The sequence below is a fragment of the Rhabdothermincola salaria genome, assembly GCF_021246445.1.
Classification (GTDB): Bacteria; Actinomycetota; Acidimicrobiia; order Acidimicrobiales; family Acidimicrobilacustridaceae; genus Rhabdothermincola_A; species Rhabdothermincola_A salaria.
The window spans coordinates 230,158-254,860 of record NZ_JAJQXW010000002.1 but is presented as its reverse complement, the minus strand read 5'-3'; the positions used below and the strand labels follow the sequence as shown (position 1 = coordinate 254,860).

Below are 24,703 nucleotides of genomic sequence, written 5' to 3'. Positions count from 1 at the left end.
GGGGTTCTCGGATGCAGCTGGACCACGTGGACTACGACGTAGAGGGCCAGGTCGGCGTCATCACGTTGAACCGTCCGGAGGCGGCCAACGCCCAGAGCGCCAAGGTGCTCGACGAGCTCGACTGGGCCTGGCGCCAGGCCGACGAGGACACCCGGGTCAAGGTGATCGTGCTCAAGAGCGTGGGCAAGCACTTCTCCGCCGGCCACGACATGTCAGCGACCAACGACGACGATCCCACTGCGCTCGACGAGCCCTTCCTCACCCCGGAGGGCCAGTACGACTGGGAGACGCGGAACTACTACCACTTCGCCAAGTCGTGGCGGCAGGTGCCCAAGCCGTCGATCGCCGCGGTGCAGGGCAAGTGCATCGCCGCCGGGCTGATGTTGTGCTGGCCGTGCGACCTGATCATCGCCGCCGACAACGCCCAGTTCTCCGACCCGGTGCTGATGATGGGCATCTGCGGGGTGGAGATGCACGCCCACACCTGGGAGTTCGGGCCCCGCAAGGCCAAGGAGCTGCTCTTCACCGGTGGGTCGATCACCGCCGAGGAGGCCCGCGAGCTGGGCATGGTGAACAAGGTCGTCCCACTCGACGACCTGGTGCCGGCCACCATGGAGATGGCGAACCGCATCGCCCGGCAGGATGCGTTCGCGTTGCGGATGGCCAAGAAGGCCGTGAACCACGCGGTCGACGTGCAGGGCTACACGACGGCCATGGACGCCATCTTCGACATGCACCACCTCGGCCACGTCCGGGCGCGGGTGCTCACCGGGGGCATGCCCTCCATCGCCGGCCTCGGGGCCATGAAGGACGGGCAACGCTGAGCCCCTGACGGCCGGGGTCAGCGGGTCGAGACCGTCGTGGTGTCTCGGCCGGAGCGCAGCACCCTGGCTGGTGTCGCGCCGGTCGCTCGGCCGGCTCGTTGGGTGGTCACACCCCCGACCATCACCCGCTCGATCCCGACCGGACGGGCGTGCAGGCGAGGGAACCCACCGGGCAGGTCGTCCACCAGGTGCACCGGCCCCGAATCGATGGTGGCCGGATCGAACAGCACCAGGTCGGCGTGAGCGCCTGCCACGAGGCGGCCCCGGCCTTCGAAGCCGAACAACCGGGCCGGCGCGTCGCTGAGCATCCGCACCGCCTCCTCGATCGCCACCAGTTGGCGGCCTCGCAGCGCATCGGCCAGGAAGCGGGCCGGGTAGGGCCCACCGCACATCCGGTCGAGGTGGGCGCCGGCATCGCTGCCCCCGACGAGCACGTCGGGGTCGCGCCAGAGCTGCTGGCGCATGGCCCAGGAGACGTCGTCGTCGTCCGTCGGCGACGGCCACAACACGGTCCGCAGCTCGTCGGCCAGCACGATGTCGACGAGGCAGTCGAAGACGCCGACGCCGCGCTCGGCGGCGATGGCATCGACGCGCCGGCCGCCGAGGCCGAGGTTGGCGTCGCTGAACGTGTCGCCGATCCGGTAGCCACCGAAGTCGACGAGCCGGGTGAACATCCCCAGGTCGCCGGTGGCCGCGGCCTGCATCCGCTGGCGGACCGACGGGTCGGCGAGCGCGGCCGTGCGCTCGGGCACCGGCAGGTTCAAGACGTCGCCCCACCCGGGCAGCAGGTTCAGCGCGCAGTAGGTCCCGAAGCTCATGTTCATCGGCACGATGGTCGGCATCGTCAGCGCCACGACCCGGCCGCCCCGTTCCCGGGCGAGCCGCGACGGCAGCAGGTGGGCGTCGATCCGTTCCGGGGCGGCGGCGTCGACGACGAGGAGGTTCCAGTTGAGCGGTCGACCCGCGGCTGCCGAGAGCGACGCGACCAGCTCGGCCTCGGCCTGGTCGAAGCCGGTGCTGGCCCCGGCGAAGATGCCCTCGAGCGTGGTGCCGGGGTGCTCGCCCACGGTCTGGCACAACGCCAGCAGCTCGGCGACGTCGGCGCCACGGGCAGGGACCGGTCGGTCGTCTCCGTCGCTGTGGAAGTCGGACACGTCGAGCGAGAGCCCCAGTGCGCCCTCCGCCAGCGCAGCGGCCAGTCGGGAGCGGAGGCGGTCGAGCTCCGCAGGGGTGGCGGCCCGGTCGTTCGCCTCGGAGCCGAGCTCGAGCCGGCGAAGGGTGGAGTGGCCGACCAGGAACGCGGCGTTGACCGACAGGGCCCCCTCGAAGCGGCTCAGGTAGGCGTCGAAGCTGTCCCATGACCAGTCGGCGCCGGCGGCCAGCGCCTGGTCGGGCATGCCTTCGACCTTGGCCAGCAGGCGGCGGGTGTAGGTCGCATCGGAGGGATCGAGCGGCGCCAACCCGAAGCTGCAGTTGCCGCCCACGACCGTGGTCACCCCGTGCTCGCCCGAGGGTGAGGCGCTGCCGTCCCACAACAGCTGGGCGTCGTAGTGGGTGTGAGGGTCCACGAAGCCCGGGCACACCATCAGGCCGTCGGCCTCGATGCGCGAGGCGGCTGGTTCGTCGATGGCGCCGGGCTCGTCGATCCCGACGATCCGCCCGTCGCGCAGGCCCACGTCTCCACGGAACGGCGGCGTGCCGGTGCCGTCCACCACGGTGGCACCCACGATCAGCGTGTCGAGCACTCCGTCCCCCTTCCTCTTCGAACTCCTCACTTCTCGTGAAGACTAAGTGCACAGGTCGCGCCCTCGCCCCCTCTCGCAACGCCTGACGGGAGGTCGGCGGTGCGTTGGAGGTGGGCCCGGAGGTGCAGGAGATGCGGTCTCGAGCAGTTCGGGCTGAGCGGGAGTCGAACCGTCGATGGGATCACGATCCGCTCGACGGGTCTGCCGGTCCGCACGTCACGGTCTGCACCGCGGCTCGGGAGTCGAAGTCGTCGCGCAGCAGCGTGAGGTCGAATCCCTCGACAGGGGTCGACACCCGCCAGTTGGCGCCGGTCACCGTCGACCAGCTCGTGGCCTCGGGCACTGCTCCGCACAGGCGCTCTCGGAGGGCGCCGTCGAGTCGAGCGGCAGCCCGGGCCTGAGCGTCGTCGTACACCAGCACGTGCAGCGGCAGGTACCCGTAGCCGCAGGTGCCGGCGTCGACGACGGTGTCCTCGACGTCTTCGGGTAGCTCGTACTGGGTCGGCTCCAGGTCGGCGCACTCGTGGCCCGACTCGGCCAACGCCGCCACCAGCGCGGTGGCGCTCTCGTAGCTCTGGGCGTCCGGTGCGACGAGCTCGATCTCGTCATCGGCCCCGTCGTCGCTGCCGGTGAGCGACATGATCACCAAGGCCCCGAGGGCGGACACGACGATCGTGGTGAGGGCGATGAAGCCCACCAGCTCCACCGCGAGCAGAGCTCTGGAGCGCCCCCAGTTGGCAGTCATGGTCCTCCCGTCGCGTCCGGCACCGACCGACACCTACCCCAGAACCTCGGTCCGGTGTCGGGCCCTCGTCTCGACCGGTCCGTGACGGGCGCGAGCGGTCGCCCAGATCCGCGAGGCTGGGGCCGCATCCGTGGCATCGCCGCCGCGACGCCCCCTGACATCACCCCTCGACCAGGAGAGCACCTCGATGAGCGACACCCACGGCCTCACAGCTGGCCGGCCGCCTCTCCTGTTCCAGCAGGACTGGCCGGAGGGCGAGTACCGGTTCTTCCAGCTGGGGTTCATCGTCGACGACGTGGTCGCGGCCGCCCGGCGTTGGTCCGAGTCCTTCGGTGTCGGACCGTTCTACGTCCAACGGATCCACGACGCACCGTGCACCTACCGGGGTGCGCCCTCGGCGGTCTCCATGGAGCTCGCCGTGGCCCAGGCGGGCCCCGTGCAGATCGAGCTCATCGCGCAGCTCTGCGATCGCGGGTCGGTGTACCGGGAGCTCGAGCTCGCCGGGAGGGCGACGTTCCACCAGGTGTGCACCCTGGTCGACGACTACGACGAGACGCTCGACGGCTACCGCTCGAAGGGCCTCGAGATCGCCTGCGAGTTCCTCGTCGACGGCGCGCCACCCGTGGCCTACGTCGACACGGTCGCCGAGTTCGGCTTCTTCACCGAGGTGGCCGGACGCACGGACAGCTTCGTGGCCCACCTCACCCAGGTCGCCGAGGCCGGTCGCACCTGGGACGGCAGCGATCCCGTCCGCGAAGCCACCAGCGACGGCTACCGGGCCATCTCGTAGCGCGCCGGGGGTCCAGTTCGGCGCCGTTCGCGTCGATACCTGAGGGGTGAAGGTTCGAACGGCGGATGCACCCAACTCAGCAGCACCGGAGCACGCCGAGGGTCGCGCCGGAAGCGCCGGCCTCGGTCGGGGCGTCGGCATCTTCGTCTCGGTCGTCGTGCTGTGCGCCGCCGGATTGCTCTGGCTGGTGGTGTCGGTGGGAGACCCCCGGCCCGTCGGTGTGCCCGAGGAAGGCGTCGTGCTCGACGCCTGGAACGTGCTCTACGACACGGCCGCCCCGTCGTTCCCGCTCATCGCCACGTCGTTCGGCCTGGCGGTGCTCGCCGCGATCGGCATCGCCATCGCCGAGCGCGTCGTCACCGATCGTTCACGACGTTCCACCGACGGCTCCCGCCGCCCGCTCGCCCCTCGGACCATCATGGCCGGCAACCGAGGCGTGTACGCCGGGCCGGTCACCATCACGGTGCTGGTTCCGGCTCACAACGAGGAGGCCTCGATCGGTGCGACCCTCGTGTCGCTGTTCGAACAGAGCCGGCCTCCGGAGCGGGTCATCGTGGTCGCCGACAACTGCAGCGACGACACGGTGTCGGTCGCCCGTCGCCACGGCGTCGAAGTCTTCGAGACCGTCGGCAACACCGAGAAGAAGGCCGGGGCGCTCAACCAGGCGCTCGCCGAGCTGCTGGACGACCTCGGCGACAACGACTGCGTCATGGTCGTCGACGCCGACACGATCCTCGACCCCGGCTTCCTGGAGGTCGCCGTGCAGCGCCTCACCGACGACCGAGCCATCATGAGCATCGGGGGCCTGTTCTACGGCGATGACACCGGCGGGCTTCTCGCCCAGTTCCAGCGCAACGAGTACGTCCGCTACAGCCGCGAGCTCGAACGACGCCGGGGTCGGGTGTACGTGCTCACCGGCACCGCCTCGATCTTCCGGTCCGCCGGCTTGCGCGAGGTGGCTCGTTCCCGCGGCACGCTGATCCCGGGGACGCCCGGCGACGTCTACGACACGGCCGCCCTCACCGAGGACAACGAGCTGACCCTCGCTCTCAAGAGCCTCGGTGCGCTCATGACCAGCCCCCACGGTTGCCGGGTGGTCACCGAGCTGATGCCCAAGTGGCGCCACCTGTGGAACCAACGGCTGCGCTGGCAGCGCGGTGCCCTGGAGAACCTCGGGGCCTATGGGTTCAAGCCCTCCCTCGTGCGGTACTGGGCCCAACAGCTGGGCATCGGCTACAGCGTCATCGCCCTGACGGCGTTCTGGGTGCTCCTCGGCATCGCCGCCCTGGCCACTCCCAACTGGGTCTGGTACCCGTTCTGGCTCGGCATCGGTGGGATCTTCGTGATCGACCGGGTGATCAGCGTGTGGTCCGGGGGTTGGCGGGCGCGCCTGCTCGCCGCTCTGTTGCTCCCGGAGCTGCTCTACGACCTCTTCCTCGATGTGGTCTACGTCAAGGGTGTGCTCGACATCACCTTCGCCCGCCGGGCCGAGTGGGGTCACGTGCCCCACGAGGCGGCCGGGTCGCCCGAGGCGCTCGAGGTCGACGAGGCGGTGGCGGCATGAGCCTCGCGACGCTGGTCAGCGCCACGGTCCTCCCCGAGTCCCTGATCGAGACGCACTGGTTCGCGGTGCTGTCGACCTTCGTGGCGATCAACACGATCCTCTACGTCTCGCTCTCGATCTTCAAGATCCTTCCGAAGCTCTACCTGAGCGATGTCGTGAAGCAGCACGGCCGGCGTTCCGAGACGCGCTCCATCTACCCGAACGGCCACGGCCCGCCCGAGGTCGCGACGCCGTCGGGTGCGGCGCCGTCCGACGCGCGACCCCGCTCCGCGGGCTCCCCTCGCCCCGGGTAGGTCGCGTCGCGCCCGTCGGCAGTGCCCATCACCGATCGACAGGTGAGATTGCGGGCCGCCTGGGCCTACCGTGGGGCACCCATGAGCGACGTGCTGGATCGGCTGCCCCGACCCAACGAGCGGCGGCTGGCGGTCCGGGTGAACGACGACGCCCGCCGCCACGTCCGGCGCGGCCACCCCTGGGTCTTCGAGGCGTCGATCACCTCGACCGGCGGGGAGGGCCAGATGGGCGATCTGGCCGTGGTGTTCGACCGTCAGCGCCGGTTCCAGGCCATCGGGCTCTACGACCCGGACTCGCCGATCCGCGTGCGGGTGCTCCACCACGGCGAACCCGAGACGATCACCCCGCAGTGGTGGCACCGACGGCTGGCGGACGCCATCGAGCGCCGTGCACCGCTCTTGGCCTCACCCGACACGTCCGGGCTCCGCCTCGTGCACGGCGAGAACGACGGCTTCCCGGGCCTGGTGGTCGACCGCTACGACTCGGTGCTGGTGATCAAGCTGTACTCCGCCGCGTGGCTGCCGCACCTGCGCACCGTCGTCGACGCGCTGGTGGACCTGATGGGTCCCGAGGCGGTGGTCCTGCGGCTGAGCCGTGCGTTGCAGCGCCGGGACCTGGCCGGGCTCACCGACGGCACGACGCTGGTTGGGGCGCCGCCGGCGGCACCGGTGCCCTTCCGCGAGCACGGCTTGGTGCTCGAAGCCGACGTCGTCGCCGGTCAGAAGACCGGCTACTTCCTCGACCAGCGCGACAACCGCCAGCTGGTGCGCTCCATGGCGGGCGGTGCGAGGGTGCTCGACGTCTTCTCCTGCACGGGTGGCTTCTCCCTGGCCGCCGCCGCCGGAGGGGCCACCTCGGTGACCAGTGTCGACGTGAGCCATGCCGCCATCCAGGCCGCCCGCCGAAACCTGGAACGCAACCGGGACCAGCCGGCCGTGGCCCGCTGCCGTCACGAGACGATCACCGGCGACGCCTTCGAGGTCATGGCCCGGCTCGTCGACCAGGGCGCCCGGTTCGATCTGGTGGTGGTCGACCCGCCTTCGTTCGCCCAGCGGCAGTCCAGCGTGCCCGGGGCCCTGCGCGCCTACGGGCGGCTCACTGATCTGGCCGTCCGGCTCGTGGCCGAGGGCGGCGTGCTCGTGCAGGCATCGTGCTCCGCTCGGGTGTCGGCCGAGGCCTTCTTCGGGGCCGTGCGGGGTGCCGCCGCCGCGGCGGGGGTCGGCCTCGACGAGTTGGCCCGCACCGGCCACCCGCTCGACCACCCCATCGGCTTCGACGAAGGCGCGTACCTGAAGGCGATCGTCGCCGGGGTCCAGCAGCGGTCTTGATGCCACGGGTGGCGGGAGGAACCGAGCGCTGAGCGGGGGCCCTCGATGAATGACGATGGGCAGCCAGCCTCGGGGGCCGCGATCATGCGGTGGTCGGTGGCCGACGCCGCCGAGACAGGTCCAGGGGGATGACTGATGGGTGATCTACGAGGGCGCCGGGCGCTCGTGACGGGTGGGGGCACCGGCATCGGCTTCGGCTGTGCTGAGCGGCTCGTGGCGGCGGGAGCGGCGGTGACCATCGCCGGGCGCCGCCAGGACGTCCTCGACGACGCCGCCGGGCGACTCGGTGGTGACATCACCACCGTCGCGTGCGACGTCACCGACGAGGAGCAGGTCGAGCACGCGGTGACGGTGGCCGCGGCCGGGAAGAACCTCGATGTGTTGGTGGCCAACGCCGGCAGCGGTTTCCCTGGGGCAGTCTCCGAGCTGGGTCCCGAGGCCTGGGAGTTCTGCTTCCGCCTCAACGTGGTCGGCACCGCCCTGTGCACGAAGCACGCGTCCGCGGTGATGAGGGAGCACGGAGGGGGGAGCATCGTCGCCATATCGTCGACCTCGGGCACCAAAGTCCAGCCGTGGCTGGCGCCCTACGTCGTGTCCAAGGCCGCCCTCGACATGTTCGTGCGCTGTGCCGCCATCGAGCTCTCCCCGCATGCCATCCGGGTGAACAGCGTGCAGCCCGGCTATGTCGCCACCGAGACCATGGAGGCGGCGGCCAGCGACGAGCTGCACGGAACCCTCGTGCGGGCGACGCCGCTCCCGAGGGAGGGCACCCCGGCCGACATAGGCAACGCCGTGGTCTTCCTGGCGACCGACGAGGGATCGTGGATCACCGGCCAGGACTTCGGTGTCGACGGCGGCCTCAACATCCCGGTCATGCCGAGCATGGCGGCGATCGCCGAGAGGCTCTATGGGGCCGACACGGTCCGCGAGGTGGGGCTGCCCGACTTCACGGCATTGAACGTCGAAGGAGATCGACCGTGAGCTGGGACGAGCAGCTGGACGCGACGACCGCGGCGTGGCGCCCGCTTCAGGCTCTGGCGCGGAACTCCCCGAGGGGGTCGGGGCCGAGGGGTCGTGCGCGGAGGAACCGTTCGACCGAGTCGCACTCCCGCCTCAGAGGGCTAGTCGAGGGTGACGCGGTCGTGGCGGGTGTGTGCCGTCTCGGCGGCGAAGGTCACGATGCCGTGCTTCCCGTTGGCTTTGGCCTGGTACATCGCGACGTCGGCGTCGTGCAGCAGCTTGTCAGCCGAGTGCCCGGTCGCGCGGGCGATGCCGATGCTGCCGGGCGCGTTCCCGGCCGGGAGGAGGGGCCACCGGGTGACGCGCCGGGATCTGCTCCGTGGTCGCGGCCTGACTGCTAGCGCTGGAAGCCCTGCGTCTCCTGCTGGGACCGGATGAAACCGATGACGGCGTCGACACCAGCCGGGTCGAGCCCCTCCACGGGGGGCATCGCGCCGAACTGCCAGTGGTGCTGGGGGGCGCCGTTGGCGATCGCGCTTCGGAAGGCCTCGTCGGGGTGATGACCCGGCTCGTAGACGATCGACAGCAGTGACGGACCCTGATCCGTGCCCTCGAGCTCAGAGCCATGACACGAGGCGCAGCTGTCGGTGTAGACCTCGGCTCCTCGTTCGGCTGAGGTGCTCTGGGCCGCGTTGTCGGTGCCGTCATCGCCACACCCCACGAGGACCAGCACCGCCACCGCCATCGCGCCGACGACCAGGGGCAGCTGGTGTCGCCAGGACTCGCGCTTCTGGAGAGGTTCAGGCATCGGCCACCTCTCGGTCGGGAGTCCGCATGGCTTCTCTGACCCTATTGGCTGCAACAGGCTCCCGGTAACCGATGCCGCCCCTACGCCGCCCTCGGCCTTCTGTGCGCGTGCTGTCGAGCACCTAGGGGTGCCAGATGTCGGCGAGACACTCGTCCTGGTCCGCGCCGAAAGGCGCCGGTCAGCCGGCGGCGTGTCCCGGGTCGGACCAGGATCGCTGGGAGAAGACGTCGTCCACCTCGGTGTGGCACAGGTGGTTGGTGTAGTTGCTGATCGTCTTCACGGCGATGGCGAGGACGATCTGCAGCACCTCCTCCTCTCGGTAGCCGGCGTTCGTGAAGGCCGTCAGGTCGGCGTCGGTGGGCAGGCGCCGAGAACCCGGTGGGCGGCGGAGGCATTCCGATCGGGCGCGGCCGGTCGGCCGGTCGCCCGGCGCGGACGCGGACACGGGCGGGAATGCCGTTGCGACGAAGCGGGTTGGCGAGGCATGCAACGAATGTGGATTCGCGCTCTGGCCGTCGTGTTCGGGTTCGGGCTGGTGGCTGCGGCCTGCGGGGGCAGCTCCTCCGATGGTGGGGCGCAGGGGCCCTCCGGTGCCGGCGATGCCGCCGCCCCGGGGTTCACCGCGGCCACGGTGAGCGGTGGCGAGTTCGACTCGGCCTCCCTCGAGGGGGCACCTTCGGTGCTGTGGTTCTGGGCGCCGTGGTGCACGAGCTGTCGAGCCGAGGCGCCGGACGTCGTGGCTGCAGCCGAGGCCTTCGACGGGCGGGTCCAGGTGGTCGGGGTCGCGGGTCGAGGCGAGATTCCAGCGATGGAGGGCTTCGTCGCGGACACCGGTACGGGGGCGCTGGAGCACGTGGTCGACGCCGACGGGTCGATCTGGTCGGACTACGGCGTGTTCGCGCAACCGGCGTTCGCCTTCGTCGGTGCCAGCGGTGAGGTGGAGGTCTTCGTCGGGACCATGGGTGAGGACGCCCTCGTCGAGCGCATGACGAGTCTCGCCGACGCCACCTGACGCCGATGCTGGAAGGTCCCTTCGCTCTCGCGCTGGCGGCCGGGATGGCCGCCACCGTGAACCCGTGCGGGTTCGCGCTGCTCCCCGCCTACCTCGCCGCCTTCGTGGGCGAGGGACACCAGCCCGGTGTGGGAGCGGTGCCCCGGGCCTTCGCGGTGAGCGGGGCGCTGACTCTCGGGTTCGTTCTCGTGTTCGGGCTCTTCGGGCTCGTCATCAGCCCGCTGGCGGTCTCGGTCGAGCGCTACCTGCCGTGGGTCACCATCGTCATCGGGGTGGCCCTCGTCGGCCTCGGCGTGGCCATGCTCGCCGGTCGCGAGATCACCCTCAAGATCCCCAAGCTGGGCAAGGGCGGACGCGACGGAAGCCTCCCCTCCATGTTCCTGTTCGGCGTCTCCTACGCGGTGGCGTCGCTGTCGTGCACCATCGGGCCCTTCCTGGCGGTGACCTCGTCCACCTTCAGCTCGACCAACGTGGCCTCGGGGGTCACCGTGTTCGTGGTCTACGCCCTCGGCATGGGCGTGGTGGTCACCGCCCTCACCGTCGCCGCCGCGCTGGCCCGGGCCGGGTTGGCCACTCGGCTGCGTCGGGCGCTGCCCTACGTCTCACGGTTCTCCGGGGTCTTGTTGTTGCTGGCCGGTGCCTACGTCGCCTGGTACGGGTGGTTCGAGGTGCGGGTCCTCTCCGGCGGCGACGGCCGGGACCCCATCGTCGACCGGGCCACCGAGTTGCAGACCTGGCTCCAGCAGACCCTCGTGCCCGACGATCCCGTCACCGGGGTGGTTGTGGTGGGCGCCGCCCTGGCAGTCGTCGGAGGCGCCGTCTGGACATGGCGGCGGGTGCAGGGCAACCGCCGGCCGGAACCGGCCCCGGTGACCGAGGACGCCTGAGCTGTCGGCGGAGGCGCCCCCGACTGGCGGAGGCGCTCCCGACCGGTCAGGCGTCGAGGTCGCGCAGGGCGTCCTCGACCCCGCGGTGGAAGGTCGGGTAGGCGTAGATCATCGTGCGCAGCACGTCGAGGGGGATCTCGGCGTGCACCGCGAGGGTGAGCAGCCCGAGGACCTCCCCTCCGGCGGGACCCATCGAGGTGGCGCCCACCAGCACGCCACGATCCCGATCGGCGACCAGCTTGATGAGCCCGTCGTTGCCGGGACCGTGCAGCCAACCCCGGGCGGTGGACCCCACCTGCGTGCTCCCCACGGCCACGGTTATCCCTTCCGCCACGGCGTCGGCCTCCGAGAGGCCGACGGACCCGACCTCGGGGTCGGTGAAGGTGACCCGGGGAAGGGCCCCGTAGCGGGCAGGCTCGTGGGGCTGTTCGAGGATGTCGGCGATGGCGATGTCGGCCTGGTACATCGCCACGTGGGTGAAGGCCCCCTTGCCCGTGAGGTCGCCGACGGCCCAGACCCCCGGGGCGACCCGGAGGTCGGCGTCGACGTCGACCCAACGGGCGTCGGCCGCGATGCCCGCGTGCTCGGCGCCGATGCCGGCCGGATCGGCCCGTCGGCCCGTGGCCACGAGGAGGCGTTCGGCGTCGACCACCGTGCTGTCGGCCAGCTCGATGGCGAACCGGCCGTCCTGGTGGTGGACCCGTGCGGCGGCCACGTCGGTGCGCACGTCGATCCCCTCGGCGCCGAAGACCTCGGCGAGCAGGTGGCCGGCTTCGGGCTCCTCGAGGGGGAGGAGGCGCTCGGCGGCCTCGACCACGGTGACCGCCGAGCCGAATCGGGCGAAGACCTGGGCCAGCTCGGCCCCGATGGCGCCCCCGCCGAGGACGACGATGCTCTCCGGTGCGGTGGTGGCGGCGATGGCTTCGCGGTTGGTCCAGTACGGCGTGTCGGCCAGGCCGTCGATCGGTGGGATGAAGGCGCTGGTGCCGGTGGCGAGCACGACGCCGCGTGTGGCTCGGTAGACGCGGCCGTCGACCTCGACGGCGTCGGGACCGACGAGGCGGCCCCGGCCCCGTACGAAAGTCCCGCCCTTCTTCTCGAAGCGTTCGACGGCGACGGTGTCGTCCCAGTCGTCGGTGGCCTCGTCGCGGATCCGGCGGGTCACGGGCCCGAAATCGGCGTGCACCTCGGCGTGGCCGGCGACACCGTCGATCCGGTGGGCTTCGGCCAGCAGGTCGGCCGCCCGCACCATCATCTTCGACGGGATGCATCCCCAGTAGGGGCACTCGCCCCCGACGAGCTCGGCGTCGATCCCCACGACGTCGAGCCCTTCCTCCGCGAGCCGACCGGCGACGTGCTCCCCGCCGGGCCCCATCCCCAGCACCACCACATCGGCGGTCTCGAGGGTGTCGGTGGGGTCGGATCCTGGTGTCGTGGTGGGGGCCATGGTCGCTCCTGTGTTGGGGGGTTGTCGGTCGTGGTCGGGCCGCGAGGGCCGGACCGTCGATCGACGCGGGAACCCGGGTCGGGTCGTCACGATTCCTCGGTGGATCCCTGGTCGCCCCCTCGAGCCGGGGAATGCCCCTCGACCCGACCGGGTTCGCAGGGCATGGGCAGCTGCCAGGACCGTGATGGGTGAGTTCTTCCTTCCCCGAACCGACGGTGGTGTGTACGTCCAGGCCGTGGCCGCGCTGATCCTGTTCGCCGGCGCCCTGTGGTTGGCCCGCCGCAACCGCGACGCGTTGACCTTCGTGGCGGGAGCGGCGGTGCTCACCGTCGGCTTGATGGGCCTGCGCCTTCTCCACTGACTCGGTGGGCGAGAGGTCGACCGAGGGGTCGACCCTGGGCCGGGGCGCGGGTCGGGCCGGGCGAGGCGGCGGCCACCTCACCCGACCCGATGCGAGCTCAGACCGAGACGGCGGTGCGTTCGCTCGGGGTGGTGGCGGGCCGGAGGTCGTCGGCCTCGATGCCCATGGCCATGTCGACCGACAGCGGGCCCGGGCCGAGGGCGACGAGGGCGAGCAGCCCACCTAGGTAGGCGAGGTCCACCTCGGCGCCGGCCGCGTCCATGGGGATGAGTCCGACGTCGCCCTTGACGTAGACGAGGGCGCCGATCATCACCACGGAGAGCACCATCGCCGAGGCTCGGGTCATGAGGCCGAGGATGAGGGCGATGCCGCCCACGATCTCGACGACGGCGACGAGGGGTGCAGCCAGGCCCGGGAGGGGTACTCCCCACATGTCGAACATGGACTCCACCATGTCGATCCCGGACTGGAACTTGTCGACCCCGTGCCACACGAACAGCCCACCGAGGATGACTCGGAGGATGATCGGTGCGGCCGGTCGAAGTCGCGAGAGGGTTGCGCAAAGCGGTTTCACAGTTGGGGCTCCATGGGTTGGTTCGTTGACGAACGGAGAACCCTCTGGCGGCGCGCCGCCTTCCAGTCCCGAGCGGATTTCTCTCAGCGGTACTCGGGGTTGGGGGCGTCGAGGCGTTGGCCCTCGTCCCATGCCGTGCGCTGATTGCCCTGAGCCGGGAAACCACCGGCGTCGCGCAACAGGCGGGCGGTGTGCATGAGGTTCCAGGTCATGAACGAGGTGTTGCGGTTGGTGAAGTCGTTCTCCGGTCCGCCCGACCCCTCATCGAGGTACGACGGTCCGGGCCCGACCTCGCCGAGCCACGCCGCGTCGGCCTGTGGCGGGATGGTGAAGCCGAGGTGCTGCAACGAGTAGAGGACGTTCATGGCGCAGTGCTTGGCGCCGTCCTCGTTGCCGGTGACGAGGCAGCCCCCGACCCGCCCGTAGTAGGCGTACTGCCCGACCTCGTTGAGCAGGCTCGAGGACCCGTAGAGGCGTTCGACGAGCCTCGTGCAGACGGAGGACTTCTCGCCCAACCAGATGGGGGTCATGATGACGAGGATGTCGGCGGCCATGACCTTGCGGTAGAGGTCGGGCCAGCCGTCTGATGCGGCGCCGTGCTCGGTCATGTCGGGCTGCACCCCCGGCGGGAGGTCGAGGTCGACGGCGCGCACCATCTCCACCTCGACTCCGTTGGCCTCGAGGATGTCGGTGGCGATGCGCGCCAGCCCCTCGGTGTGCGATGGCTGCGGCGACGGCTTGAGGGTGCAGTTCACGAAGAGGGCCGAGAGGTCGGAGAAGTCCCATGGCGGGTTGCCCTGAGAGGGGGAAGCGACTGGATCGGTGGGCAAGGGGTGCTCCTGGTCGTGGAGGTCGGGGCAAGACGGAACGAGGCTCAGGGAAGCACACGGGTCTCGGGGGCGAAGGCCGCCCACGCGAACCAGAAGGTGTCGACGTGTTCGAAGGCCCGCAGCTGGCTGCCCTCGAGGGGCCCGCTGGTCGCCTGGCCGAGCACGTTCCACGCCGAGCCGGTCTCGTCGTCGCGGAAGCCGTCGTCGGTGCGGCTGAATGTCAGGTCCTGCCCGTCGACCGTGCGGGAGAACACGCCGGTGGCACCGACATCGCGGCCGTCGGGCACATCGCCGGCGTCGAGCGCCGAGGCCGTGCCGGGCAGAGCCCACGCCACCGCCGGCTCACCGTCGAGCTCGAGCTCGAGGACTCCTTCGTCGAGGAGCGGCTCGAGGCGGATGGCGGTGGGCTCGGCGTCGAGGCCCACGCCGACGACTCGGGTCTTGGCGGCCAGCCGGCCGTCGGTCTCACCTTCGAAGAGGAACGGCTCGCTGTTCACGTCGTCGTAGCCGGGGTAGGGGTTGCGGCCGTAGGACCGGTCGTGGCCCGTCTCGCGGGAGAGGACCAGGCCGTCGGGGTTGGCCTCGCGCCAGTCCTTCCAGGCCACGGTCGCCACTGGGTGGCGGTCGAGTTGCTCGCCGGTGAGGACCCCAGCGATCGCCTCGCCGGTGAAGTGGCTCCAGAGCGACTCGGTCTGGCGGTCGTACATCACCAAGGCGCTCTGGTACAGGCTGCCCGAGGTGCTGAAGCTGAGGGTGCGGTCGTCCACGCGCCGGTCGACGGCCACGGCCGTGTTGCACAGGGGGCAGTAGGTGACGGTCACGGGGACCCCGCCTACGGTGTCGTTGACGATCTCGTGCCAGATCAGCACCTGGATCGGGTACGCCCGGGCGTCCCCCTCCAGTTCGAAGGCGAGGACGGGCTCCTCGTCGGCGATGAAGTCCACCTCGTCGGTCTCGAGGAACGTGGGCTCGTCGATCGGGGGGATGCCATCCGGGGGAGGGCCGCCGGAGATGATCGCCTCCGGATCGACGAGCGGGGTCGGCAGCCCCTCCGCCGCGGGGTTCCCCAGGGCCGACGGCACGTCCTCTCGGGGGCCGGGTTCGATCTGGGTCACGGTGACCGGCGTGGGCGCCGGCCCGGAGGGCTGCGAGGCGGTGTCATCGGTGGCCGTCCCGGCACAACCGGCCAGGAACAGGGCTCCGGCGAGGAGGGCGGCGGGGGTGCGCATGGGTCGGGAACCCCGTGGTGGCCGGCCGGATTCCCGCGCGCCGCTCGGCGGGGACGGACCACGAGCGTCGTGCGCCGGTGGCCTCGCCGGGCCGGGCGGCGCGACGGCGCCCCTACATGGTGTCGTCGAGGCCGCCGGCTCGGTCACGACCCGAGGGAATGGACTCGCGGTGGCGGCGGGTTCACTGGTGGTGACATCACGGCGTGAACAGGGCGGTCGGGCGGATCTGCGCTCGGCGAAGGACCACGAACGGTCGACGGGAACCCGTCCGAGGGACCTCGAGGTGGTGGCGCTCGCCGCGCTCGCCGCGCTGGTGCTGCTGGCGGTCTCGACCGACCCCGCACGGGGCGGATGGGTCGCGTCGCCCGACGTGGCCGGCGGACTGGTCGTGGGGTCGGCGGTCGCCTGCCTGTTGGCGTCGTTGTTCTTGCTGTGGAAGGGGTGGCGCGGGGCGCTCGCCGAGATCGCCCTGACCGGCCTGGCGTTCGGGGTGCTCTCGGTGCTGACGGGGGTCTACGGCGCGGCCCTGATCGCCCGGGCGGAGCCTCTGGCCGGGTTCACGATGGCCGTGGCCGTGCCGATCGGTGCGGTCGGGCTCCTACCGGTGATGGGGCCGCGGTCCCGACGGCCGTGGCTCCGCCATCTCGGTCATCGCTGGCGGGCCTGGGTCGTCCTCGGGCTGGTCCTGATCCCGGTGGTCGTCGGCGCCCTGGTCGGCGCGCAGGACCTCGGGCTGCTCCCGGACGCGAGCGGTTGGACGCAGAGGGCGCTCGTCGCCGTCAACGTCCTCGCCGTCGCCGCGCTCGTGGCCCGTCAGGCCCGCCTTCACCTCGTCGGTCGAGGGGCCGTCACCGGGGTGGCGCTGGTCGCGCTGGCCTGGCTCGGCGTGGCCATGGTCGTCGGGCTCACGGCGCCGACGTGGTCGCCGGCGTGGTGGGCCGCCCACGGGGTCCAGGCGGCTTCGGTGCTGGTGGCCGTCGGGGCCGGACTCGTGCTGGCGCTCCGCAACCGCACCCTGGCCGCGACGATCGCCCCTCTCATCGCCGGCGACCCGATCGGTGCGCTCGAGCTCGGTCTGCGCCCCGAGATCCATGCCTTCGTTGCCGCGCTCGATCGCAAGGACCAGATCACCAGGGACCACGTCGTGCGGGTCTCGGCCCTGGCCCTGCGGGTGGGCGAGCGGGCCGGGCTCGCGCCCCGCCGTCTGCGCGCGCTCGGGTTGGGGGCGCTGCTCCACGACGTCGGCAAGCTGGTCATCCCGTCGGACATCTTGACCAAGCCGGGGAAGCTCACGGCCGAGGAGTACTCGGTGATCAAGGGGCACCCGGCGAGGGGTGCGGCGCTGCTCGCGTGCGATCCGGAGCTGGCCGCGGTCGCCCCGCTCGTGCGCGGGCACCACGAGCGCCACGACGGCCATGGCTACCCCGACGGGCTGGCCGGCGACGAGATCCCCCTCGAGGTCGCCATCATCAGCGTGGTGGATGCGTGGGACGCCATGACGAACGACCGGCAGTACCGCGCCGGTCGGAGCGGTGACCGGGCCCGGGCCGTGCTCGAGGAAGGGGCCGGCACCCAGTGGGATCCGGGCGCCGTGGAGCTCGTGCTGGCCGAGCTCGACCGTCCCTCCCTCCGCCGGGGCCTGGAGGAGGTGGGGCGCCGAGCCTCGGCGCCGGGGCTCATCTGTCCCGAGGCCCTGCCCGCTGGTTGGGGCGAGCTCGAGGTCGGCGCCGGGAGCCTCGAGGGCTGAGCACGTCCGGCCCGGCGACGCTGGCGTCGGACTCCGTCGGTCGGTCCGACCGGAGGGTCAACGACCGAGTTGCTCCGGGTCCACCTCGCCGTGAGCGAGGCGCTCGCCGAACTCCCTCAGGCGTCGGACCGGTTCGTCGGTGAGGCCGTCGGGGCCGCGTCGCAGCGCGGCCTTCAACTCCTCGTACGTCGCCGCCTCCATCCCGCACCGGCGGCACTCCTCGAGGTGCTCGTGCACCTTCTCGGCGGTCTGGGCGTCGAGCTCGTCATCGAGGTAGCTCTGCAGGACCGCCGCGACCTCCGCGCAGGAGAGCTCGCTTCGTCGTCCCATCAGCCGTCGCAGCAGCTTCATCGCCGGTTTCCTCTCTTGAACCCCGCCGCGGCGAGTGACTCGCGGATCCGCTTCCGACCTCGGTGCAGCCGGCTCATGACGGTGCCCTGGGGGACCTCCAGCACGACGGCGGCCTCCTGGTAGGAGAGCCCGGCGAGGTCGACGAGGTCGATGACCTCCCGGAACATCTCGGGAAGATCGAGGTAGGCCGATTCGACGACGGCGTCGAACCCGCGGTCGAGGACCTGCTCTTCGGGTCCGGGCCCCCCATCGGCCATGGCGATGCGTCGGTCGGACGCGTCGTCGGGATCGTCGAGCAGACCGGGCCGCCGCCGTCGCACCCGGTTGATCTGCGCGTTGCGCATGATGGTGAGCAACCACGCCCGGGGGTGGCGGCCGTCGAAGCGCTCGATGCTGCGAAAGGCGCGCAGCATGGTGTCCTGCACCAGGTCCTCGGCGTCGGCGTCATGGCGGGTGATGGAGCGGGCGACGCGGTAGAGCACCTCGACCTCGGGCAGCACGTACGTCTCGAACGCGGCTTCGGCGTCGATCGGTGCGGGCACGCAGGTCTCCTCCACGGTGCCGGAACCCGGTGGTCGTCCGACAGATTCCCGCACGCTAGGGAATCGTCGGCGTCGCTGTCGGGTTCCGGGGACGATGCGATGGTTCCGTCACCCCCGACGAGCGCTCGACGCCTACTTCGACACCGAGTTGGAGCGGCGAGCGACCCGTCGCGTCGAGGTACACCTGGCGGAGTGTGCCCGGTGTCGGAACCACCTGGAGACGATGCGACGCGTCCGGCGTTCGCTCCGGTCGATGGCCGCGAGGGCCGGGTCGTGAGCAGCACACGATGGTCGACAGCGGCGAACGACCAGGCTTCACTGCCCCCGGGTGCGGTCGGCCGCCGAGCGCCCACCAACCCCGTTCGCCGCCGCCGAGGTGCACCATGACCAGTCCCCGTTCCTCCGCCATCTGGTCCCGTCTCCGTGCCCTGGAGCGCCGCACGCGTCCGGTGACGCCCGAGGTGGCCGAGGCCCTCGCCCGCCGCTGGGCCGAGCTCCCCGAGCACGTGCGCAACCCCGCCCAGCTGATGGGACGCAAGCTCACCGGGTGCGAGGGCACCCACGGGGTGTTCCCGGCGTGCGACTTCGCCTGCAAGCCCTGCTACCACTCCGCCGACGCCAACAAGGTCCGGGTCGACGGTCGTCACACCGTCGAGCAGATCGACCAGCAGATGGCGTTCCTGCGCCGGACCCGAGGCCCGGGGGTGCACGCCCAGCTCATCGGGGGCGAGGCCACCCTCCTCGACCCCGAGGACCACGCCGAGGCGCTCGAGGTCATGCGCCGCCACGAGCGCTTCCCGATGAGCTTCAGCCATGGCGACTTCGACTACGAGTACCTCCGGCGGTTGGCCGTCCGTCCCGACGGGCGCCGGCGGTTCGACGCGCTGGCCTTCGCCATCCACATCGACTCCACCATGCACGGCCGCACCGGCGCACCCCACCCCGAGAGCGAGGCCGAGCTCAACGTCTTTCGCCGACGGACGGTGGAGATGTTCGATCGGCTCCGTCGTGAGCACGGGGTCCGCCACCACCTCGCCCACAACATGACCGTGACCCCCGCCAACCTCGGCCAGATCGCCGGAGTGGTGCGCGACTGCCGCGCCATGGGCTACCGGGTGTTCTCGTTCCAGCCGGCCGCGCACGTGGGCAACGACCGACGATGGGACGCCGACTACCGGGCCGTCACCGACGATGCCGTGTGGGCCGAGGTCGAACGCGGCGTCGGGCGCGACCTGCCGTACCGGGCGATGCAGATGGGGGACCTGCGCTGCAACCGGGCCACCTGGGGCCTGTGGGTCGATGGCCGCTACACGCCGGTCTTCGAGGACGACCACGCCGCCGATGCCGAAGCCAGAGATGCGCTCTACCGGGCGTTGCCGGGGAACTTCCTGTTCGCGTCCCGGGCCGTGATGGTCACCCGTCTGGCCCGGATCGTGGCCGCCAACCGCCGCGACATCCCCACTGCCGCGTCCTGGGTGGCGCGCACGGTGCGTCGCGGCGGCGGCCCGCGAGCCTTCACCCGAGGGGTGCACCCGACCACCTATGTGATGCACAGCTTCATCGACGCCGCCGAGGTGGGGCCGGCGTGGGCCGCGCTCCAGCGCGGCCAGCGGCTCGACGACCCGCGTCTGCGGGCGGCCCAGGAGCGCCTCGAGGCCTGTGCCTACGCCATGGGGCATCCCGAGACCGGCGAGATCGTCCCGGCGTGCGTGCAGCACAGCGTCCTCGACCCCGACGAGAACGCCGAGCTCGCCGTGATGCTGCCTCGTCGCCGGCGCGGGGTGAGCGCCCGGGAGAAGCAGCCGGCCCCTGCGGCCCGCTGACCGAGCCGGCGCTCGCGAGTCCGACGTCGGCGACACTGGGCTGATGTTCGACCAGCGGCTCCGCCGCACCAACGAGGCGCTGGTCGGGCCGCTGGCCTCTCGGGTCGGGCGCATCATCGGGCCGGGTGCGGTCACCGCCGCCGCGTTCGTCCTCACCGTGGCCGCCGCCAGTGCCGCCTGGGCCGGGCTGGCCTGGCTCGCGGTGGCGGCCTGGCTGGCCAGCCGGTTGCTCGACGGGCTCGACGGCGCCGTGGCCCGGGCCCGGGGTGGGGCGACCGACCTGGGCGGGTACCTCGACATGGTCCTCGACACCGTCGGCTACGCGCTCGTGCCGATCGGGGTGGCGTTGTGGCTCGACACCCGGGCGGGCTGGATCTCGCTCGCGGTCATGCTGGCCGCCTTCTACGTCAACACCATCTCGTGGACCTACCTGTCGGCGCTGGCGGAGAAGCGGGCGGCCGGTGCGGCGAGCACCGGCGAGCTGACGTCGATCACCATGCCACCGGCACTCGTCGAGGGGGCCGAGACCATCGTGGTGTTCACGGTCTTCCTGGCGTTCCCGTCGGCCGCGCCCCTGATCTTCTCGGTCATGGCCGGGGCCGTGCTGGTCGGCGTGGTCCAGCGCGGGGTCTGGGCCCGGCGGCACCTGTGAGTCCCCCCCCGCCGGGCGGGAATGAGGTGGGCACCGGCGGGGGTTCCTCACCCGTGACCACGCCGCCGCCCCCGACACCGTCCGAGCGCGGGCCCCGGGCCGTCCCCGAGCTGGTCGTGTACTGGCGACCGGGGTGCCCGTTCTGCGCGTCGTTGCGTCGATCGCTGCGGCGAGCGGGGCTGGAGACGACGGAGATCGACATCTGGCACGACCCGTCGGGAGCCGAGGTGGTGCGGGCCGCGACCGGTGGCGACGAGACCGTCCCCACCGTCCGGCTGGGTGACACCGTCCTCGTGAACCCCGCGGCCCGGACCGTGCTCGCCCTCGCCGACTCGGCGGGCATCGAGCGCCGGGAGCGCCCGGCGCCGTGGTGGCGTCGCCGCCGGTCCGGCGTGCGACCCGCCTGACCCGCACCCGACCGCCTCCGGCCACGCCCCGCGGCGGCCGAGCTCACCGGTCAGCGCTGTCCCGGCGTCGCCGAGGGCACCTTCGTCGGCGGGTCACGCCGTCGGTGTGCCTGCCGGTGCCGGTGGCGTCTGCGATCGTCGACGGGTGGCGTCGACCGTGGGGAGGGGACCGGTGGGGGAGGCGCTGGCGGGGCGGGCCCCGGCTCCGTGGGTCGTGAAGAAGAACTGGGTGGCGGCCTGTTGGAGGGCCATCGACCAGGTGGGGTAGGCGTGCATCGTCTGGGCCAGCCGGCCGGTGAACATGTGGGTCTTCATGGCCAGTCCCACCTCGCCGATCAGCTCCCCGGCACGGGGGGCGACGATCGTGGCGCCGAGGATCCGGCCGCCTCCGAGCGTTCCCAGCACGGGCCGAGGGCCGGCGATCAGCTTCACGAAGCCGCCGGTCCGGCCTTCGGTGAGGGCCCGGTCCACGTCGTCGAGACGGACTTCCGCGACCCGTCCGCCCACGTCGGCGGCCTCGCTCTCGGTCATCCCGACCTGGGCCACCTCGGGGGACGTGAACACGACCCGGGGGACGACCCGGCGTTCGACCTTCCGCGACGGCTGCCACCGATGGCGCTTGGTGATGTTCACGGCCGCGACGAACCCCATGTTGCCGGCGACGTGGGTGAAGCCGCCCCACTGGGTCACGTCCCCGACAGCCCACAGGCCCGGGACGTCGGTGGCGCAGGTGCGGTCCACGACGATGTGGCGGCCCTCGTCGACCTCGACGCCGAGGGCCTCGAGACCGAGTCCCTCCGAGAGAGGTCGCCGACCGGTCGCCACGAGCACCTCGTCGGCGGGGACGTCCTCGCCGTTCCCCAGGTGCAGACAGGCGACGCCGTCCTGACGCGACGCCGACTCGACCCGCGTGCCCGTCAGGACTCGCACGCCGTCGGCTTCGAGGGCGGCGGTCACCATGCTCGATGCGGCCGGGTCCTCTCCCGGGAGCAGCCGGTCGGCCCCTTCCAGCACGGTCACCGACGTGCCCAGGCGGGCGAAGGCCTGCGCCAGTTCGCAGCCGATGGCGCCACCGCCGACCACCGCCAAGCGGTCGGGACGGGGGCGACGCTCGAACACGGTGGTGTTGGTGAGCGCACCGATGGCCTCCAGCCCGGGGATCGGGGGGAGGGCCGCGGTGGCGCCGGTGGCCAACACGATGTGGCGCGAGCGCAGGACGTGGCCGTCGACGTCGATCGCGCCGTCACCGAGGAGGTGCGCTCGCCCCCGGACCACGCCGATGCCGGCGCGGGCGAGGGTGCGCTCGTCCTCGGTCGCGGCGATGCGGGCGACGGTCCGGTGCACCCGGGACAGTGCCTCGTCGAACGAGGCACCCTCGGCGGCGGCGGCGAGCAACGTCTTCGACGGCACGCACCCGGTGTGGGTGCAGTCCCCTCCGAGGGGCCCCGCGCTGACCAGCAGCACCTTGGCTCCCCGTCGCGCCGCGTGGGTGGCCGTGGTCAGTCCGCCGGCTCCACCACCGACGACGAGCACGTCGGTGCCGTCGCGTTCGTGGTCGCTGACCAGGCTCATCGGGCCGCGCCCGGTGGCGGTACGGCGATGGACGGTGCGAGGTGCCAGTTCTCTCGAGCCATGTGCGGGTCCTGTCCGACGAGGTGCCCCCGGGAACCCCGGTGGCCGGGCATCGCATTCCACTCGGCTGCGGGCCCGCGTCGCTTCTCTTGAGCGAGCCCGAGCTCGATGTCACACGCCGTCTCTGCGCGTGACGGCGTTGGCGACGAGGCCATGATCGCGACGAGCTCATGCGGCGCGGCCCGGAGGCGTTGCGGCGAAGAGTGTCGAGATGACGACGAGGGTTCCGGGTGGCATGGTCCGGAGAGTGAGCGGCGGCGGTACCGTCGGAGTCGGCACGGTTGTCGGACCCTTCGTCGTGCTGGACCCGCTCGGTTCATCGGGCGGCGTTCGGGAGCGTTGCTCCGGACCTCGGTGGCGCAGGTAGGCAGATCCTCGAGACGCCTGGCTGGCGCTGGATGTCCTCCTGTCGGCGGACATCGGGTCCAGGGCGGCCGTCTCTCAGCAACGGGAGGGCCCCCATGGCCACCATCCTCAGCGACCGGCCCGGGACGAATCCGACCGTCCGGTCGACCGACATCTTCGAGCTGGTGACCCGGCAGTACGCAGACGTGGTGCAGGACGATCTGCTCGAGCCGTACTTCACCTTCGGGCCCGACCATCTCGACTGGCAGGCACACATCGGCTCTGTCGCGGACTACTGGCAACACGTGATCCTCCTCGCCCCCGACTACGACATCGATGTGCTCGAGGGCCATCGCCACCTGCACGACCACCGCGCCTTCACTCCGGAGCTGTTCGACCGATGGCTGCAGATCTTCATCGACACGGTCGACGGCGGGTGGAGCGGCCCGAAGGCGACCTTGGCCATGAAGCGTGCCACTGGGATGTCGCGGGCGATGGCGAACAGATACCTCGGCCACGGCATGTGGAAGCCGACCGGGGCCGAACGATGACCGGTCGGGCCCACGCGGCGCCGATGCCCTTGGTTCCGCCCACGCCTCGCACCTGAGGCCACCGACCACCGAAACCGACCACCGACTGTCGGGACCCCTCTCCGAGGGGTCCCGACATCTCCGACCACGACAGAAGAGGCATCCATCATGCGAACGATCCGACCCACCGAACTGGCCGAGTACGACCCCGAACGGGCTGTCGCAGTCGGCGTCATGGAGAGCGACCACTCGAACGTGCGGATGATCCGCCTCGGTCCGGGCGTGTCCCTTCCGCCGCACACCCACGGTGAGTCCGACCTGTTCCTCTACGTCGTCGAGGGAGCCGGAGAGCTCGACACCACCGACGGCCCGGTGCCGTTCTCGGCCGGCGACCTGGCCCACTACCGGGGTGACGAGGAACTGCGCGTCACGAACAACTCGACCGACGGCCTCACGCTGCTCGCGTTCCTGGCTCCTGTGTTCCCTCCCGCAACGGGCGACGAGACCACGTGATGCCCCCGAGACCGGCGTGACCTCAGGTCCCGGGCGGGTGCTGCGAACGAGTCGGGTCGACGGACCCGGCTCAGGTGCGGCTCACGGGCCGCTCGGAGGGACGCGGAGGCCGTGAACTCGGGGATGTCGTGGTGGATCCGAAGCACGGCACTCGGGCACTGTCACAGCCCCTCGCCATCATTCGCTCATGTGCATCATGTGTGAAGGCGCGAGCCACGACGACGTCCTGTTCAACCTCCACGGCCATGTGCTGCGGCACGGGTGGGTGCTGCAAGCCGTGTGGGGAGAGCCGCCAGACAGACCCGGGTTCGTCTATTCCATCGGGCTGTCTGCGGGCTTCGATCATCCCGAGCTGGTGGTCGTGGGTTACGACACTCGTGTAGGCGGCGCGGTCATCAACGAGCTGGGCGAGAGCGTCCGCCTCGGCCGCCGCTTCCAAGCGGGCGACCACGCCGACCTCGAGGGCGGGAGGGTGACGTTCGGGACGGTCCACCCGGTGCACCTCGAGCGGGGCCTGGTGGCGAGCTGGGTGAACTACTACGGCAGCCTCGGTGAGCTCCCACCGGTCGAGTTCCTCCAGGTCATTCTTCCGCCACTGCCGTGCAGCTGCGGGGAGAGCCACACGACGCCGCTGCTGGCCGAACCGTCGGACAGCGTAGGCCTGGCCTGATCCGTGGATCGGACCCTGGCTGGACACGCCGAGTCGTGTGGGGCTGAGTGACGCGCAGCTCGCATCGCTGCCCGGAGCGCTCCCGATCTGGGG

28 protein-coding genes are annotated in these 24,703 nt (G+C 71.6%); 17 read left to right on the top strand and 11 right to left on the bottom strand.

Annotated features, from left to right (window positions below):
- Positions 1 to 11 precede the first annotated feature (11 nt).
- Complete coding sequence (locus LUW87_RS10440; protein ID WP_232671113.1) at positions 12 to 824, top strand: enoyl-CoA hydratase; 813 nt, start codon at positions 12 to 14, stop codon at positions 822 to 824.
- A 17-nt stretch (positions 825 to 841) separates the two neighbouring features.
- Here the strand turns inward: LUW87_RS10440 and LUW87_RS10435 are convergent, their stop codons facing one another.
- Positions 842 to 2,569: an N-acyl-D-amino-acid deacylase family protein gene (locus tag LUW87_RS10435; RefSeq protein WP_232671112.1), complete on the bottom strand. Its 1,728-nt coding sequence runs from the start codon at positions 2,567 to 2,569 to the stop codon at positions 842 to 844.
- A 181-nt stretch (positions 2,570 to 2,750) separates the two neighbouring features.
- Positions 2,751 to 3,314 (bottom strand): hypothetical protein, encoded by a 564-nt coding sequence (locus LUW87_RS10430; RefSeq protein WP_232671111.1) that lies wholly within the window; start codon positions 3,312 to 3,314, stop codon positions 2,751 to 2,753.
- Between the two features lie 187 nt (positions 3,315 to 3,501).
- Between LUW87_RS10430 and LUW87_RS10425 the strand changes: the two genes are divergently transcribed.
- From LUW87_RS10425 to LUW87_RS10405, 5 genes are all read left to right on the top strand, one after another.
- Positions 3,502 to 4,104 (top strand): VOC family protein, encoded by a 603-nt coding sequence (locus tag LUW87_RS10425; RefSeq protein ID WP_232671110.1) that lies wholly within the window; start codon positions 3,502 to 3,504, stop codon positions 4,102 to 4,104.
- A 46-nt stretch (positions 4,105 to 4,150) separates the two neighbouring features.
- On the top strand, positions 4,151 to 5,668 hold the full coding sequence (locus tag LUW87_RS10420; RefSeq protein ID WP_232671109.1) for a glycosyltransferase family 2 protein: 1,518 nt from the start codon (positions 4,151 to 4,153) through the stop codon (positions 5,666 to 5,668).
- The gene (locus tag LUW87_RS10415) at positions 5,665 to 5,961 is read left to right on the top strand and encodes a hypothetical protein (protein WP_232671108.1); all 297 of its coding nucleotides are present in this window, start codon (positions 5,665 to 5,667) and stop codon (positions 5,959 to 5,961) included. Before LUW87_RS10420 ends, LUW87_RS10415 begins: the two co-directional genes overlap by 4 nt.
- An 81-nt stretch (positions 5,962 to 6,042) precedes the next feature.
- Positions 6,043 to 7,290 carry a class I SAM-dependent rRNA methyltransferase gene (locus LUW87_RS10410; RefSeq protein WP_232671107.1) on the top strand — a complete coding sequence of 416 codons (1,248 nt, stop codon included), beginning with the start codon at positions 6,043 to 6,045 and terminating at the stop codon, positions 7,288 to 7,290.
- 135 nt (positions 7,291 to 7,425) lie between these two features.
- The gene (locus tag LUW87_RS10405; protein ID WP_232671106.1) at positions 7,426 to 8,271 is read left to right on the top strand and encodes an SDR family NAD(P)-dependent oxidoreductase; all 846 of its coding nucleotides are present in this window, start codon (positions 7,426 to 7,428) and stop codon (positions 8,269 to 8,271) included.
- Positions 8,272 to 8,647: 376 nt separating this feature from the next.
- On the opposite strand, the gene LUW87_RS10400 is transcribed toward LUW87_RS10405, so the two are convergent.
- On the bottom strand, positions 8,648 to 9,058 hold the full coding sequence (locus LUW87_RS10400) for a c-type cytochrome (protein ID WP_232671105.1): 411 nt from the start codon (positions 9,056 to 9,058) through the stop codon (positions 8,648 to 8,650).
- 178 nt (positions 9,059 to 9,236) lie between these two features.
- On the bottom strand, positions 9,237 to 9,503 hold the full coding sequence (locus tag LUW87_RS10395; RefSeq protein WP_232671104.1) for a carboxymuconolactone decarboxylase family protein: 267 nt from the start codon (positions 9,501 to 9,503) through the stop codon (positions 9,237 to 9,239).
- 48 nt (positions 9,504 to 9,551) lie between these two features.
- Between LUW87_RS10395 and LUW87_RS10390 the strand changes: the two genes are divergently transcribed.
- Together LUW87_RS10390 and LUW87_RS10385 are read left to right on the top strand one after the other, a co-directional pair.
- Complete coding sequence (locus tag LUW87_RS10390) at positions 9,552 to 10,070, top strand: redoxin domain-containing protein (RefSeq protein WP_232671103.1); 519 nt, start codon at positions 9,552 to 9,554, stop codon at positions 10,068 to 10,070.
- Positions 10,071 to 10,075: 5 nt separating this feature from the next.
- On the top strand, positions 10,076 to 10,957 hold the full coding sequence (locus LUW87_RS10385; protein WP_232671102.1) for a cytochrome c biogenesis CcdA family protein: 882 nt from the start codon (positions 10,076 to 10,078) through the stop codon (positions 10,955 to 10,957).
- Positions 10,958 to 11,003: 46 nt separating this feature from the next.
- Here the strand turns inward: LUW87_RS10385 and LUW87_RS10380 are convergent, their stop codons facing one another.
- A complete protein-coding gene (locus LUW87_RS10380; RefSeq protein WP_232671101.1) occupies positions 11,004 to 12,404 on the bottom strand; it encodes a dihydrolipoyl dehydrogenase family protein in 1,401 nt (466 codons plus the stop codon).
- 184 nt (positions 12,405 to 12,588) lie between these two features.
- Between LUW87_RS10380 and LUW87_RS10375 the strand changes: the two genes are divergently transcribed.
- Entirely contained in the window at positions 12,589 to 12,765 is a 177-nt protein-coding gene (locus tag LUW87_RS10375) for a hypothetical protein (protein ID WP_232671100.1), read from the top strand.
- Positions 12,766 to 12,862: 97 nt separating this feature from the next.
- On the opposite strand, the gene LUW87_RS10370 is transcribed toward LUW87_RS10375, so the two are convergent.
- From LUW87_RS10370 to LUW87_RS10360, 3 genes are all read right to left on the bottom strand, one after another.
- A complete protein-coding gene (locus LUW87_RS10370; RefSeq protein ID WP_232671099.1) occupies positions 12,863 to 13,339 on the bottom strand; it encodes a DoxX family protein in 477 nt (158 codons plus the stop codon).
- A gap of 83 nt (positions 13,340 to 13,422) precedes the next feature.
- Positions 13,423 to 14,169 carry a flavodoxin family protein gene (locus LUW87_RS10365; protein ID WP_232671098.1) on the bottom strand — a complete coding sequence of 249 codons (747 nt, stop codon included), beginning with the start codon at positions 14,167 to 14,169 and terminating at the stop codon, positions 13,423 to 13,425.
- 44 nt (positions 14,170 to 14,213) lie between these two features.
- Positions 14,214 to 15,398, bottom strand: a complete 1,185-nt coding sequence (locus tag LUW87_RS10360) for a DUF3179 domain-containing protein (RefSeq protein ID WP_232671097.1) — start codon at positions 15,396 to 15,398, stop codon at positions 14,214 to 14,216.
- Positions 15,399 to 15,681: 283 nt separating this feature from the next.
- Here LUW87_RS10360 and LUW87_RS19245 point away from each other — a divergent pair, with 283 nt between their 5' ends.
- Entirely contained in the window at positions 15,682 to 17,145 is a 1,464-nt protein-coding gene (locus LUW87_RS19245; RefSeq protein WP_232671096.1) for an HD-GYP domain-containing protein, read from the top strand.
- A gap of 57 nt (positions 17,146 to 17,202) precedes the next feature.
- On the opposite strand, the gene LUW87_RS10350 is transcribed toward LUW87_RS19245, so the two are convergent.
- The gene (locus LUW87_RS10350; RefSeq protein WP_232671095.1) at positions 17,203 to 17,496 is read right to left on the bottom strand and encodes an anti-sigma factor family protein; all 294 of its coding nucleotides are present in this window, start codon (positions 17,494 to 17,496) and stop codon (positions 17,203 to 17,205) included.
- Positions 17,493 to 18,038 (bottom strand): RNA polymerase sigma factor, encoded by a 546-nt coding sequence (locus LUW87_RS10345; RefSeq protein ID WP_232671094.1) that lies wholly within the window; start codon positions 18,036 to 18,038, stop codon positions 17,493 to 17,495. The genes LUW87_RS10350 and LUW87_RS10345 overlap by 4 nt, the downstream gene beginning before the upstream one ends.
- 94 nt (positions 18,039 to 18,132) lie before the next feature.
- Between LUW87_RS10345 and LUW87_RS19440 the strand changes: the two genes are divergently transcribed.
- The 4 genes from LUW87_RS19440 to LUW87_RS10330 all read left to right on the top strand — a co-directional run bounded on the left by LUW87_RS19440 (position 18,133) and on the right by LUW87_RS10330 (position 20,920).
- Positions 18,133 to 18,315 carry a zf-HC2 domain-containing protein gene (locus LUW87_RS19440; protein ID WP_430300536.1) on the top strand — a complete coding sequence of 61 codons (183 nt, stop codon included), beginning with the start codon at positions 18,133 to 18,135 and terminating at the stop codon, positions 18,313 to 18,315.
- A gap of 106 nt (positions 18,316 to 18,421) precedes the next feature.
- Positions 18,422 to 19,861, top strand: coding sequence for a radical SAM family protein (locus LUW87_RS10340; RefSeq protein ID WP_232671093.1), 1,440 nt, complete (start codon positions 18,422 to 18,424; stop codon positions 19,859 to 19,861).
- 43 nt (positions 19,862 to 19,904) lie between these two features.
- The gene (locus tag LUW87_RS10335; RefSeq protein WP_232671092.1) at positions 19,905 to 20,513 is read left to right on the top strand and encodes a CDP-alcohol phosphatidyltransferase family protein; all 609 of its coding nucleotides are present in this window, start codon (positions 19,905 to 19,907) and stop codon (positions 20,511 to 20,513) included.
- Between the two features lie 53 nt (positions 20,514 to 20,566).
- A complete protein-coding gene (locus tag LUW87_RS10330) occupies positions 20,567 to 20,920 on the top strand; it encodes a glutaredoxin domain-containing protein (protein WP_232671091.1) in 354 nt (117 codons plus the stop codon).
- A 93-nt stretch (positions 20,921 to 21,013) separates the two neighbouring features.
- Here the strand turns inward: LUW87_RS10330 and LUW87_RS10325 are convergent, their stop codons facing one another.
- Positions 21,014 to 22,492: a dihydrolipoyl dehydrogenase family protein gene (locus LUW87_RS10325; RefSeq protein ID WP_232671090.1), complete on the bottom strand. Its 1,479-nt coding sequence runs from the start codon at positions 22,490 to 22,492 to the stop codon at positions 21,014 to 21,016.
- A gap of 521 nt (positions 22,493 to 23,013) precedes the next feature.
- Here LUW87_RS10325 and LUW87_RS10320 point away from each other — a divergent pair.
- The 3 genes from LUW87_RS10320 (at position 23,014) to LUW87_RS10310 (ending at position 24,610) form a co-directional block, all read left to right on the top strand.
- Positions 23,014 to 23,448 carry a group III truncated hemoglobin gene (locus tag LUW87_RS10320; RefSeq protein ID WP_232671089.1) on the top strand — a complete coding sequence of 145 codons (435 nt, stop codon included), beginning with the start codon at positions 23,014 to 23,016 and terminating at the stop codon, positions 23,446 to 23,448.
- A gap of 147 nt (positions 23,449 to 23,595) precedes the next feature.
- Positions 23,596 to 23,940, top strand: a complete 345-nt coding sequence (locus LUW87_RS10315; protein WP_232671088.1) for a cupin domain-containing protein — start codon at positions 23,596 to 23,598, stop codon at positions 23,938 to 23,940.
- 187 nt (positions 23,941 to 24,127) lie between these two features.
- Positions 24,128 to 24,610, top strand: coding sequence for a DUF4262 domain-containing protein (locus LUW87_RS10310; RefSeq protein WP_232671087.1), 483 nt, complete (start codon positions 24,128 to 24,130; stop codon positions 24,608 to 24,610).
- Positions 24,611 to 24,703 lie beyond the last annotated feature (93 nt).